Here is a 13390-nt window from a genome sequence, read left to right as displayed (position 1 = left end):
TGGAACCCATACGCAATAAGTTACTTGCGCAGCAGGTCTTGTTTCATATCGCGGGATCTTGTGGGCTGTGGTGCTTTGTTGCACGAGTGCAACGAAACGGCGAAGCGCCCCGCGTTTTCGGGAGAATTGTTTTGCCCAGACGAAGCGGCTCTGGTGCAATAGCGACAACTTCCCAAAAGGAGGTTGGCCCGGGGTCCGGTGGGAGCACAGAAGTGCCAGTCACGGTGAGCCCTTCGCACCGGAGCCCTATGTTTAACCTTGGAGAAACTTGCAATGAAAAAATCTCTAGTTGCCTTGGCTGCTCTGGCTGTTGCCGGTGTTGCCTCGGCGCAGTCGTCCGTGACGCTGTTCGGCGTGGTTGACGCGTCTGTCAGCGGCTACTCGAACAAGTCGGAGAACATCAGCATCCCGACGCTGGCCAATCCCTTCTTCGTGGATAGCGTCAAGGCGAGCCGCACCGCGCTGGCGAACTCTGGTTACAACTCCAGCCGTCTTGGCTTCCGTGGCACGGAAGACCTCGGTGGTGGCCTGGCTGCCAGCTTCTGGCTCGAAGCCCCGATCTCCAACGACGACGGCCAGCAAGGTATCGCCACCTTCGCTCGTCGCTCGACCGTGAGCCTGTCGGGTGGTTTCGGTGAAATCCGTCTGGGTCGTGACTACACCCCGACGTTCTGGAACGACACCGTGTTCGATCCGTTCGGCACCAACGGCGTTGGCACCAACCTGATCAGCACCGCGAACACCGGCTTCGGCGCTTGGCTGGGCGGCGCGACGACGGGCATTCCGACCGTTTTCACCAACGTGAGCGGCAGCAACTACGTTCGCGCCAGCAACACCATCGGCTACTTCCTGCCCCCGAACCTCGGTGGCTTCTATGGTCAGGTGATGTACGGCTTCCACGAGCGTAACAAGTTCGATCCGGGCGTTGCAACGCCGGACGTGGCGAACAGCCAGCGCACCGGTCGTTATGTCGGCGGCCGCTTCGGCTACGCGAACGGCCCGCTGGATGTGGCTGCCTCCTACGGCCAGAGCACCATCGGCGACGACTTCTTCGACGGCACGACGACCAACGTCAAGACCTTCAACCTCGGCGCTTCCTACGACTTCGGCGTCGTGAAGCTCTTCGGTGAGTACTCGAAGGCCAAGAACGAAATCGACACCGACAACTTCCTGTTCACCACCGCCGCTACCGACATCGACCTGAAGGGTTACCTGCTCGGCGTGACCGTGCCGGTCGGCCCTGGCCTGATCCGCGCGTCCTACTCGGCCGTCAAGTACGACCTGAACCTGCCGTTCAACATCTTCGGCACGGGCGACGATCCGAAGGCCAACAAGTTCGCGATCGGCTACGTGCACAACCTGTCGAAGCGTACGGCTCTGTACGCCACGGTGGCTCGCATTCGCAACAAGAATGGCGCCAACCTGACCGTCGGCGGCCCGGCCTTCGTTACCTCCTTCGGCGGCTCGGCCTTCCAGCCGAAGACCTCGACGGGTTACGACTTCGGTATCCGTCACGCTTTCTGATCTGAGGCTGGCATAAGCCAGCTTCGCACGGGAAGTTCTTGAAAGCCGTCCGACGAAAGTCGGGCGGCTTTTTTCTTTTCCGGGCTTTCGCGAACAGGGAAATCCCTCGGGTCAGCGTTCTCCCGTCTCGAAAGCTGGCGTGGCTGTTGCATAGTCCGCGTTTTCACTCTGTGACTGAAGGTTAACCATGGGTTCAAAGCTCGTCTTCTTTCCTGTTGCCCTCGCGGCTGCCATGCTGGTTGCGCCTGCACTGCACGCCAAGACCTTCAAATGGTCGAGTGCGAGCGACATTCCCACGCTCGACATCCATTCGCAGAACAACGCCCTGGGCAATGGTGTGCATGCGGCCGTCTATGACTCGTTGGTCTACTACAACAGCAAGACCTTCAAGCCAGAGGCTCAGTTGGCAAGCAGTTGGAAGAATGTCTCGCCGACACAGGTGCGCTTCACGTTGCGCAGCGGCGTCAAGTTCAGCGACGGCTCCGCGCTCACGGCAGAAGACGTGGTGTATTCGCTGACGCGTGCCATGGCCAAGACCTCCAATTACGCTGTCTACACCCAGGGCATCGACAAGGTGGTCAAAGTCGATGAGGACACGGTCGACATCCTGCTCAAGGGCCCCAATCCGGTGCTGCTCAACCAGTTGACCGAGCTGCGCATCATGAGCAAGGCCTGGGCGGAGAAGAACAAGTCCGTCGAACCGAAGGACATCAAGACCCCCGAGGAAAGCTACGCGCACCGCAACGCGATGGGCACCGGCGCCTTCATGGTGAAGGAATGGCAGCCGGACCAGCGCCTGGTGCTGGTGAAGAACCCGCACTACTGGGGCAAGAACGATTCCAACGTGACCGAAGTGGTCTATGCCCCCATCAAGCAGGAAGCAACGCGTGCCGCCGCACTGCTCTCCGGCGAGGTCGACTTCGTGCTCGACCCCAGCCCTCAGGACCTGGGCCGCCTGCGCCAGAGCGGCAACCTGAAGGTCATCGACGGGATCGAGAACCGCACCATCTTCTTCGGCATGGACCAGTTCCGTGACGAGCTGCCCGGCTCCAGCGTCAAGGGCAAGAACCCGTTGAAGGACCAGCGGGTGCGCAAGGCCCTCTACCAGGCGATCGACATTGCCAGCCTGACCCGGGTCACCATGCGCGGCTTGAGCCAGCCCACCGGCGCGCTGGTAGCCCCGCAGGTCAACGGCTGGACAGAAGGGGTGCACAAGCGCCATGCCTACGACCCCGAAGTCGCCAAGAAGCTGCTCGCAGATGCCGGCTACCCCGGCGGCTTCGAAGTCGATTTCGCCTGCCCGAACAACCGCTACATCAACGACGAGGAGATCTGCCAGGCGGTGACCGCCATGTGGGCGCGCGTCGGCGTCAAAGCCAAGCTGCGGACCCTGCCATTGGTGACCTACTTCCCGATGATCCAGCGCTACGAGGCCAGCATCTACATGCTCGGGTGGGGCGTCCCGACCTTCGACGCCCTTTACAGCCTGCAGTCGCTCACGCGCTCGGTGGGCGGCGGCGGCGACGGCAACTACAACGTCGGGCGCTACAGCAATCCGAAGATGGACCAGATCATCGACCGCGTGAAGACGGAAACCGACATCCCGGTGCGCGACCGTCTGCTGACCGAAGCGCTGCAGTTGCAGAACGACGACGTCGCGCACATCCCGCTGCACAACCAGATCATCCCTTGGGCGATGAAGAAGAACATCGACGTGGTCCACCGTGCCGACAACCGGCTCGACTGGCGTCTCATCAAGGTGAACTGATCCTGGCGATCGCCCGCTTTCCTGGCGAGCTCGAGCAGGCCGCCCCCGGGGAACCACCTCTTGGGCATGCGGCTTGCTCTGCTAGCATCATTGAACACGTGCCCTGCTGAATGATTGCTTTCGTACTGCGCCGCCTGATCCAGGCCGTGATCGTCATGGTCGCGGTCGCCTTTATCGCCTTCCTCCTGTTCCAGTACGTGGGCGATCCGGTCGTGTTCCTGCTCGGTCAGGATGCGACGCCCGAGCAGATCCGCGAGCTGCGCGCAGGGCTCGGCCTGGACAAGCCCTTCTTCGTCCAGTTCTGGCATTTCCTGGTCAACGCCTCGCAAGGCGAGTTCGGTCTCAGCCTGCGCCAGGGCAGCAAGGTTTCGCGCCTGATCGGCGAGCGCTTCCCTGCAACCCTCGAGCTGTCGCTGGTTGCCGCCTTCCTGGCGCTGGCGATCGGCATCCCGATGGGCGTCTATACGGCGCTGCGGCGGGGCACCTTCATGAGCCAGGTGTTCATGACGGTCTCGCTGCTGGGCGTCTCGCTGCCCACCTTCCTGATCGGCATCCTGCTGATCCTGGTCTTCGCCGTGCTGCTCGGCTGGTTTCCCAGCTTCGGGCGCGGCGAGACGGTGCAGCTGGGCTGGTGGAGCACCGGGCTGCTGCGCGCCGACGGCTGGATGCACATCGTGCTGCCGGCGGTGACGCTCGCCATCTTCCAGCTCACGCTCATCATGCGGCTGGTTCGCGCCGAGATGCTGGAGGTCCTGCGCACCGACTACATCAAGTTCGCGCGCGCCCGCGGCCTGTCGGACCGCGCCATCCATTTCGGGCATGCGCTCAAGAACACGCTGGTGCCGGTGATGACCATCACCGGCCTGCAGCTGGGTGGGCTGATCGCCTTCGCCATCATCACCGAGTCGGTCTTCCAGTGGCCCGGCATGGGCCTGCTCTTCATCCAGGCCGTCACTTTCGCCGACATTCCAGTGATGGCCGCCTACCTGTGCCTGATCGCGCTGATCTTCGTCGTCATCAACCTGATCGTGGACCTGCTGTACTTCGTGGTCGACCCGCGACTGCGCATCGGCAGGGCGGGAGGGCATTGACGATGGACGCCCCCCGCTACCAGGCCTCGGGACGGGCCTTTGCGCACATCGCGCGCTTCCATCCCGAGATCACCGCCTTCCGGCGCGACCTGCATGCGCACCCCGAGCTCGGTTTCGAGGAGATCTACACCTCCGGCCGCGTGCAGGAGTCGCTGCGGGCCTGCGGCGTCGACGAGATCCATCCCGGCATCGGCAAGACCGGCGTGGTCGGCGTGATCCGCGGGCGCTCCACGGCCAGCGGCCGCATGATCGGCCTGCGCGCCGACATGGACGCTCTGCCGATGTGCGAGGACAACGACTTCGGCTGGCGCTCCGCGAAGAAGGGCCTGATGCACGGCTGCGGCCACGACGGCCATACCGCCATGCTGGTCGGCGCCGCGCGCTACCTGGCCGAGACCCGCGACTTCGACGGCACGGCCGTGCTGATCTTCCAGCCGGGCGAGGAGGGCTTCGCCGGCGCGCGAGCAATGATCGAGGACGGTCTGTTCGACCGCTTCCCCGTCAGCGCGGTGTACGCGATGCACAACTGGCCCGGCCTGCCCGCCGGCACAGTGGGCATCAACCGCGGCGCCATGATGGCAGCCGCCGACCGCATCACCATCGAGATCGAGGGCAAGGGCGGCCACGGCGCGCATGCCTACCTCACCGTCGACCCTGTGCTGGTCTCGGCGCATGTCATCACGGCGGTGCAGACCATCGTCTCGCGCAATGTGCGGCCCATCGACGCGGCCGTGATCAGCATCTGCGCGGTGCAGGCCGGCGACCTCGGGGCCATGAGCGTTGTACCCGGCAAGGCGACGCTCGTGGGCACGGTGCGCACCTTCAGCGTCCGGGTGCAGGCGCAGATCGAGCAGCGGCTGGTGGAGCTGTGCTCCGCCGTCGCGGCCGGCTTCGGCGCCACGGCCCAGGTCAAGTTCGAGCGCATTTACCCGGCCACCATCAACACCGCGCCCGAGGCGATGTTCGCCGGCGATGTAGCGCAATCCCTCGTGGGTGCGCACAACGTCGAGCGCAACATGGAGCCGAGCATGGGCGCCGAGGACTTTTCCTTCATGCTGCAGAAGAAGGCCGGCGCCTATTTGCGCATCGGCCAGGATGCTCGCGGCGGCGCGTTCCTGCACAACAGCCGCTACGACTTCAACGACGAGATCCTGCCGCTCGGCGCCGCCTTGCACGCGGGCCTGATCGAGCAGGGCATGCCCCTGAACGCCGCAGCGCGACCCACGACCAGCGTGGCTGCATCAGCGACGTCCTGAGAAACCCTTTCAACCCGAGGAGTGCTTCCATGAACCTGAGAAACAAGCTGGCCACGATGGCCGTCATGTCCGCGTTGGGTGCTCTCTGCCTGCCCGCGGGCGCGCAGACTCTCCGGATCGCCAATCAAGGGGATGCGCTGTCGCTCGATCCGCACTCACTGAACGAGTCGCTGCAGCTCTCGGTAACCTCGAACGTCTACGAATCCCTGGTCGGGCGCAACAAGGACCTCAGCCTGGCTCCTTTGCTGGCTACGTCCTGGAAGCAGAGCTCGCCCACGGTCTGGCGCTTCGAGCTGCGCAAGGGCGTCCAGTTCCACGACGGCACCCCGCTCACGCCGGAGGACGTCGTGTTCAGCTTCCGCCGCGCCGCGGGCGAAGGCTCCGACATGAAGGCGCATGTGAGCGAGATCAAGGAAGTGCGCAAGGTCGGCGACTCGGCCGTCGAAATCGAGACCCTGGCGCCGTTCCCCATCCTGCCCGACGTGATCACCCAGATCATGGTCATGAGCCAGAAGTGGTGCGAGGCCAACCAGGCGACCAACCCGGTCGATCGCCGCAAGGGCATCGAGAACACGGCTTCGTTCAAGGCCAACGGCACCGGCCCGTACCGCGTGCGCGAGCGCCAGCCGAACGTGCGCACCGTCTTCGTCCGCAACGGCAGCTACTGGGGCAAGATCGAGGGCAACGCGCAGGAGATCGTCTTCACCCCCATCGCCAACCCGGCGACGCGCGTCGCAGCGCTGGTCTCGGGCGAGGTCGACGTGATGGAGCCGGTGCCCGTGCAGGACATTGCGCGCATCAACGCCAGCCCCGGCGCCCGCGTGATCGCCGGTCCCGAACTGCGCACCATCTTCCTCGGCATGGACCAGAAGCGTGACGAGTTGCAGTACTCCAACGTCAAGGGCAAGAACCCCTTCAAGGACAAGCGGGTGCGGCAGGCCTTCTACCAGGCCATCGACATCAACGGCATCCACCGCACTGTGATGCGCGGCGCCTCCCGCCCCACCGCGCTGCTGGTGGGCCCGGGCATCAACGGCTGGAACGCCGAGCAGGACAAGCGCCTGCCCTACGAGGTCGAAGCTGCCAAGAAGCTGCTGACCGATGCCGGCTATCCGAACGGCTTCGAGGTCACGATGAACTGCCCGAACGACCGTTACGTGAACGACGGCCAGATCTGCCAGAGCGTGGCCGCGAACCTGGCGCGCATCGGCGTCAAGATCAACCTGGCCACCGAGACCAAGGGGACCTACTTCCCCAAGATCCTGCGCCGCGACACCAGCTTCTATCTGCTGGGCTGGACGCCGACCACCTACGACGCGCACAACGCGCTGAGCTCGCTGACGGCCTGCCCGGACGACAAGGGCGCCGGGCAGTTCAACCTCGGCGCCTACTGCAATCCGAAGCTCGACGACGTGACCAAGAAGATCCAGGTGGAGACGGACAAGGCCAAGCGCAACGAGCTGATCAAGGAAGCCTTCAAGATCCACGCGGACGACATCGGCCACCTGCCGCTGCACCAGCAGTCGCTGGCCTGGGGCGTGAGCAAGAACGTCGAGCTGACCCAGCTCGCCGACAACTTCATGTTCTTCAAGTGGATGAGCATCAAGGCCCCCGCCAAGCCTTGACGATCGACGGCAAATGACTCCGAGGGCCTGCGACGCAGGCCCGCTTTTTAGGCAACCCGATGAAAAAGACACTGGCCCGTTGGCTCGACAGCGACATCGGCCACAGCTTCCGCTCCTCGCCGGTCGCGATGCTCGCGGCGGCGATCGCCTTCGTCTGCATCTTCTGTTCGGTCTTCGCCGGGTGGGTGTCGCCCCACAATCCGTTCGACCTCGCCGCGCTCGAGCTCGGCGATGCGCGCCTGCCGCCTGCCTGGGAGGCCGAAGGCACGACCAAGTACCTGCTGGGCACCGACGACCAGGGCCGCGACATCCTTTCGGCATTGATCTACGGTGCACGCATCTCGCTGGTCGTGGGCCTGGTCTCGGTGCTGCTTTCGGTCGCGGCCGGCGTGCTGCTGGGCCTGCTGGCCGGCTTCTGGGGCGGGTGGCTGGATGCCTTCCTGATGCGCGTGTGCGACGTGATGCTGTCCTTCCCGCCCATCCTGGTCGCGCTGCTGATCGCCGGCGTGGGGCGCGCGCTGTTCCCCAACGCGCACGACACGGTTGCATTCGGCGTGCTGATCATCTCGATCTCGCTCACCGGCTGGGTGCAGTACGCACGCACGGTACGCGGCTCGACGCTGGTGGAGCGCAACAAGGAATACGTGCAGGCCGCCCGCGTGACCGGCGTCGCGCCGCTTCGCATCATGCGCCGGCACGTGTTGCCCAACGTGCTGGGCCCGGTGCTGGTGCTGGCCACGATCCAGGTGGCCACGGCGATCATCACGGAGGCGACGCTGTCCTTTCTCGGGGTCGGCGTGCCGCCGACGTCGCCCTCGCTGGGCACCCTGATCCGCGTCGGCAACGACTACCTGTTCTCGGGCGAATGGTGGATCACCGTCTTCCCCGGGGCGATGCTGGTCCTGATCGCACTGAGCGTGAACCTTCTGGGCGACTGGTTGCGCGACGCGCTCAACCCGCGCCTGCGCTGAAGCCAAGACAGGACACAACGAATGAGTCTTCTGCAAGTCCGCAACCTGGTGGTCGAATTCCCGCACCGCCGCGGCACGCTGCGTGCGCTGGACGACATCAGCTTCGAGATCGCACCGGGCGAGATCCTCGGCGTGGTGGGAGAGTCCGGCGCGGGCAAGTCCCTGACGGGCGCCGCCATCATCGGCCTGCTGGAGCCGCCCGGGCGCGTTGCCGCGGGCCAGATCGTGCTGGAAGGGCAGCGCATCGACAACCTGGGTCACGAGGCGATGCGCCATATCCGCGGGCGCAAGATCGGGGCCATCTTCCAGGACCCGCTGACCTCGCTCAACCCGCTCTACACCATCGGAAGGCAGCTGACCGAGACCATCCGAACGCACTTGCCCGTGAGCGAGGGCGAAGCGCGCCGGCGCGCCATCGGGCTCCTGCAGGACACCGGCATTCCCGGCGCCGCGCAGCGCATCGATCACTACCCGCACCAGTTTTCCGGCGGCATGCGCCAGCGCGTGGTGATCGCGCTGGCGCTGGCTGCCGAGCCCAAGCTGATCGTGGCGGACGAGCCGACCACCGCGCTCGATGTCTCCATTCAGGCGCAGATCATCAGGCTGCTCAAGCGCATCTGCAAGGAGCGCGGCGCCGCGGTGATGCTGATCACCCACGACATGGGCGTGATCGCCGAGACCTGCGACCGCGTGGCTGTGATGTATGCCGGCCGTATCGCCGAGATCGGCCCGGTGCAGGAGGTGATCCACCAGCCCGCGCATCCCTACACCTCGGGCCTGATGGCCGCCATCCCCGACATGACGATGGACCGCGAACGCCTCAACCAGATCGACGGCGCCATGCCGCGCCTGAACGCCATCCCGCGCGGCTGCGCCTACAACCCACGCTGCCCGCGCGTCTTCGATCGCTGCCTGGTCGAGCGGCCCGATCTGCTCAATGCCGGTGCCACCCGCGCCGCGTGCTGGCTCCACGACGCGCGCAGCAGCTCCTCGATCGACGGGATCGCCGCATGAGCCGCCCGGCCGCTCCGAAGGCTCATAGCACCGCAGCCGAAGGCGAAGGTACTCCAGTGATCCGCCCGGCCGCTCCGAAGGCTCATAGCACCGCAGCCGAAGGCGAAGGTACTCCAGCGAGCGCGTTGGTCGTTGCGCAGGACCTGGCCAAGGTCTTCGACGTCTCCCCGCCATGGCTCAACCGCGTGCTCGAGCGCAAGCCGCGCCTGCTGCTGCACGCGGTGGACGGCGTGAGCTTTTCCATCGAGCGCGGCAAGACCCTGGGCCTGGTCGGCGAATCCGGGTGCGGCAAGAGCACCGTCGCGCGCCTGCTCGTGGGCCTGTACGAGCTCAGCGGCGGCGGCATGCAGTTCGATGGCCAGGACGCGCACGCCGCGTTCAAGAGCGCCGAGGGCCGCAAGCTGCGCCGGCGCATCCAGATGATCTTCCAGGATCCGTACGCCAGCCTCAATCCTCGCTGGCTGGTGGAGGACATCGTGGGCGAACCCTTGCGCGAGCACGAGATCCTGAAGGAAGGCCCCGCACTCAAGGCCCGCGTCGGCGAGCTGCTGCAGTCCGTCGGCCTGAGCCCGCTGGACATGGTCAAGTACCCTCATCAGTTCTCCGGCGGCCAGCGCCAGCGCATCTCCATCGCGCGGGCCCTGGCCACCCAGCCCGAGTTCCTGGTGTGCGACGAGCCGACCTCCGCGCTGGACGTCAGCGTGCAGGCCCAGGTCCTCAACATCATGAAGGACCTGCAGCGCGAGCGCGGCCTGACCTACCTGTTCATCTCCCACAACCTCGCCGTCGTGCGGCATGTCGCCGACCAGGTCGGGGTGATGTATCTGGGGCGGCTGGTGGAGGTGGCAGACAAGGCGAAGCTCTTCGAGGCGCCGCAGCACCCCTACACCCGCATGCTGCTGGAGGCCATCCCGAAGATGAAGCACGCCGGCGAGGCGCGCATCCCGGTGCAGGGCGAGGTCCCCAACCCGCTCAACCCACCCACCGGCTGCACCTTCCACCCACGCTGCCCGCATGCCAACGCCCGCTGCAAGGCCGAGCGCCCGCCGCTGCAGATGCTGCGCGGCGTACAGGTGGCTTGCCACGCGGTCGAGGAAGGGCGGATCTGACAACGGCCATCCGCACCTGAAGCGCGCTGAGCTTCGGTATCTACTGCTCTTCGCTCCACGCGAAGCCATCGCGCGCAATCATCGCGCTCGATGCGCTCGGGCCCCACGTTCCCGCTGCGTAGGGCCGCGGCGACCCGTCCGAGGCCCAGCTGTCGATCAGCGGCTCGACCCAGCGCCAGGCTTCCTCCTGCTCGTCGCTGCGCACGAAGAGGTTGAGGCGGCCATCGATCACGTCGAGCAGCAGGCGCTCGTAGGCGCCCACGCGCTCGGAGCCGAAGCGCTTGTCGAAGTCGAGGTCCAGCTGCACGGGCGCCAACTGCGGCCCGGCGTAGCGATGGCCGTTGTTGCTGCGCTGGCGACCGTCCTGCGCCTGGGCGAGCATGTGCAGTTCCAGCCCGTCCCTGGGCTGCAGGTTGATCACCAGCTTGTTGAAGGCATTGGGGGGTGCCCTGAAGATGGCGTGCGGCGTCGGCTTGAAGTTGACCGCGATGTGCGCATCGCGCGAGGCCAGCCGCTTGCCGGTGCGGATGTACAGCGGCACGCCGGCCCAGCGCCAGTTGGCGATTTCGGTGCGCAGCGCCACGAAGGTCTCGGTGCGGCTCTCCGGGTCCACCCCCGGCTCGTCGCGGTAGCCCGGCACGCGCTCGCCATAAGCCGTGCCGGCGGTGTACTGCCCGCGGATCGCGTGCAGCTCGATCGCTTCCGCCGTCCACGGCTTGAGCGCGCGCAGCACCTTCAGCTTCTCGTCGCGGATGGCGTCGGCATGCGCGTTGATCGGAGGCTCCATGCCGATCGCGCAGACCAGCTGCAGCGCGTGGTTCTGCACCATGTCGCGCAGCGCGCCGGTCTGATCGTAGAAGGCGCCGCGCTTCTCGACACCCAGGTCCTCTGCGATGGTGATCTCGATGTTGGCGATGTGCTCGCGGCGCCAGATCGGCTCGAACAGCGCATTGCCGAAGCGCATCGCGAACAGGTTCTGCACCGACGGCTTGCCCAGGTAGTGGTCGATGCGGAACACCTGGTGCTCCGCCAGCACCTTGCACACCGCCCGGTTGATGGCGCGGTTGGAGGCCAGGTCGTGCCCCAGCGGCTTCTCGAGCACCACGCGGGTCTTCGGGCCATTGAGCCCCGCCGCGGCGATCTGTTCGACCACCTGGGTGAAGAGGGCCGGGGCGGTGGCGAGATACATGACGACCGTGCCCGCGTCGCGCTGCGTGAGCAGCTCGGCGAGCTTCGCGTAGTCCTCCGTCCGGGACAGGTCCATGCGCTGGTAGTAGAGCAGGGCGGCGAACTTCTTGAATTCCTCGGGCGTCGGCCGCTTGGCGCCTTCGACCGCCTCGAAGCGCGATTGGATCAGCTCGCGGTAGCCGTCGTCGGACAGCTCGTCGCGCGCCACCCCGATGATGCGGCCGCCCTCGGGCAGGCTGCCGTGACGAAAGGCCTGGAACAATGCCGGCATCAGCTTGCGCCAGGTAAGGTCGCCGGTACCGCCGAAGAGGACAAGGTCAAAACTCATGGAGAAATCCGTGTTGTCGTGGTGATGCTCAGCGCTCGAAGCCCGTCCGCGAATGGTAACGGAGGCTGTCGCGCCGGCGACTTGGCTTAAGCTGCGGGCCGGTCCCCCGGGACCATTTTTCTTTTGAACGAGCAGGCATGAAGAACGTTGTGTTCGATCTCGGCGCCGTGCTGCTGAGCTGGGAGCCGGTGTCGCTGGTGCACGCGGTCGTCGCGCCGCACACGCCCACCGCGCAGGCGGCGCACGCGCTGGCGCGCGAGATGTTCCATCACGAGGACTGGCTGGGCTTCGACCGCGGCACCCACAGCCTGGAAGACGCCATCGGGCGCATGGCGCTGCGCCTGTCGCTGCCCGTGGAGCGGCTCAGCACGACGTTGGCGCCGATGGGCGAGCGCCTGGAGCCGATCGACGTCACCGTCGAGCTGCTCGCATCGCTGCGCACGCGCCGCGATGCCGGCGAGGCGCTGCGGCTGTACTACCTCTCCAACATGCCTGCGCCCTACGCGCGCGTGCTCGAGCAACGCCATGAATTCTTTCGGTGGTTCGACGGCGGGATCTTCTCGGGCGACGTCCGCATGATCAAGCCGCAGCGCGAGATCTACGAGCTGCTCGCCGCGCGCTATGGCCTGGCAGCCCCCGACACCGTGTTCATCGACGACTCGGCGGCCAACGTGGCGGCCGCACGCGCGCTCGGCTGGGACGCCATCCACTGCGATGCGCCGAGTGCGCTGCCGTCGCAGTTGGCGGCCTATCTGCCGGTGCGCTCGACCTTGTCGACCTCGAAGCCCAGCGAGCGCGCGTAGTCGAGCTCGGCCTCGAGCGCCGCCTCCTCCAGCTGCGGTGCGCGTGACAACACCCACAAGTACTTGCGGTCCGGCGTGCCGACCAGGGCCACCTGGTAGTCCCGGTCGAGCTTGAGGATCCAGTAGTCGCCCCAGGCCAGGGGAAGCCAGCGCATCCAGTCGGGCGCGAAGCTCACCTCGAGTCGTCCGGCGCCGGGCTGCCCGGCAACCGGAGCGACGCGCGCGACCCCGACCGATTCCTCGACGCGCCCGTCGGGCAGCATGCAGCGGTTGAGCACCTGCAGCTTGCCGTCCTCCAGCAGCGTGTATTCGGCCGTGACCGGGCCGGCGCAGCGTTTCTCAAAGCGGTTGGGCAGGCGCGCCTGCTCGTGCCACAGGCCCACATAGCGCTGCAGGTCCACCGGGGCGACCACCTGCAGGGGCGCGCGCATCAACGGCGCGCCATCCGCCGGCCCGGCCAGGCGCCCGCTTCGCGAGGCGCGGGCGGTCGTGAATGCCAGCAGCGTCAGCACGCTGCCGACGCAGAAAGCCGTGGCCAGAGTGCCGATGGATGCGCTGTGCACGCGGTCATCGAAGACCACGCGCTGCGGCGCGGCGGACTGGGGGCGGCGAGAGAACATGGGCATTGCTCCGAGTCGGTCAAGAGACCGACCGTAGCCCTGGCCGGGGGCCGGCCCCGTCAGCCGGGGACCACACGAACTGTAGTTTTGCGG

General features: G+C 66.2%; 11 protein-coding genes. 9 read left to right on the top strand and 2 right to left on the bottom strand.

Features of this window, described 5'->3' with window-relative positions; all coding sequences use genetic code 11:
- The first annotated feature begins 273 nt into the window (after positions 1-273).
- The 8 genes from ACMGEZ_RS22790 (at position 274) to ACMGEZ_RS22755 (ending at position 10358) form a co-directional block, all read left to right on the top strand.
- A complete protein-coding gene (locus ACMGEZ_RS22790; protein WP_436824554.1) occupies positions 274-1524 on the top strand; it encodes a porin in 1251 nt (416 codons plus the stop codon).
- Positions 1525-1711: 187 nt separating this feature from the next.
- On the top strand, positions 1712-3292 hold the full coding sequence (locus ACMGEZ_RS22785) for an ABC transporter substrate-binding protein (protein ID WP_436824553.1): 1581 nt from the start codon (positions 1712-1714) through the stop codon (positions 3290-3292).
- A 110-nt stretch (positions 3293-3402) separates the two neighbouring features.
- Positions 3403-4383, top strand: a complete 981-nt coding sequence (locus tag ACMGEZ_RS22780) for an ABC transporter permease (protein ID WP_436824552.1) — start codon at positions 3403-3405, stop codon at positions 4381-4383.
- A 2-nt stretch (positions 4384-4385) separates the two neighbouring features.
- Positions 4386-5639 (top strand): M20 aminoacylase family protein, encoded by a 1254-nt coding sequence (locus ACMGEZ_RS22775; protein WP_436824551.1) that lies wholly within the window; start codon positions 4386-4388, stop codon positions 5637-5639.
- 29 nt (positions 5640-5668) lie between these two features.
- Positions 5669-7264: an ABC transporter substrate-binding protein gene (locus tag ACMGEZ_RS22770; protein ID WP_436824550.1), complete on the top strand. Its 1596-nt coding sequence runs from the start codon at positions 5669-5671 to the stop codon at positions 7262-7264.
- Between the two features lie 59 nt (positions 7265-7323).
- Positions 7324-8235: an ABC transporter permease gene (locus ACMGEZ_RS22765; protein WP_436824549.1), complete on the top strand. Its 912-nt coding sequence runs from the start codon at positions 7324-7326 to the stop codon at positions 8233-8235.
- A 21-nt stretch (positions 8236-8256) separates the two neighbouring features.
- The gene (locus ACMGEZ_RS22760; protein WP_436824548.1) at positions 8257-9249 is read left to right on the top strand and encodes an ABC transporter ATP-binding protein; all 993 of its coding nucleotides are present in this window, start codon (positions 8257-8259) and stop codon (positions 9247-9249) included.
- Positions 9246-10358, top strand: a complete 1113-nt coding sequence (locus ACMGEZ_RS22755; RefSeq protein ID WP_436824547.1) for an ABC transporter ATP-binding protein — start codon at positions 9246-9248, stop codon at positions 10356-10358. The genes ACMGEZ_RS22760 and ACMGEZ_RS22755 overlap by 4 nt, the downstream gene beginning before the upstream one ends.
- Positions 10359-10398: 40 nt before the next feature.
- On the opposite strand, the gene zwf is transcribed toward ACMGEZ_RS22755, so the two are convergent.
- Positions 10399-11874 carry a glucose-6-phosphate dehydrogenase gene (zwf, locus tag ACMGEZ_RS22750; protein ID WP_436824546.1) on the bottom strand — a complete coding sequence of 492 codons (1476 nt, stop codon included), beginning with the start codon at positions 11872-11874 and terminating at the stop codon, positions 10399-10401.
- 137 nt (positions 11875-12011) lie between these two features.
- Here zwf and ACMGEZ_RS22745 point away from each other — a divergent pair, with 137 nt between their 5' ends.
- The gene (locus ACMGEZ_RS22745; protein WP_436824545.1) at positions 12012-12677 is read left to right on the top strand and encodes an HAD-IA family hydrolase; all 666 of its coding nucleotides are present in this window, start codon (positions 12012-12014) and stop codon (positions 12675-12677) included.
- On the opposite strand, the gene ACMGEZ_RS22740 is transcribed toward ACMGEZ_RS22745, so the two are convergent.
- Positions 12623-13297 (bottom strand): lipocalin family protein, encoded by a 675-nt coding sequence (locus ACMGEZ_RS22740; RefSeq protein ID WP_436824544.1) that lies wholly within the window; start codon positions 13295-13297, stop codon positions 12623-12625. The two genes, ACMGEZ_RS22745 and ACMGEZ_RS22740, sit on opposite strands and share 55 nt — an antisense overlap.
- Positions 13298-13390: the final 93 nt, after the last annotated feature.

This window comes from Variovorax stachyos, from assembly GCF_051400855.1.
GTDB lineage: Bacteria > Pseudomonadota > Gammaproteobacteria > Burkholderiales > Burkholderiaceae_C > Variovorax.
This window is presented reverse-complemented; position numbering and strand designations above follow the sequence as displayed.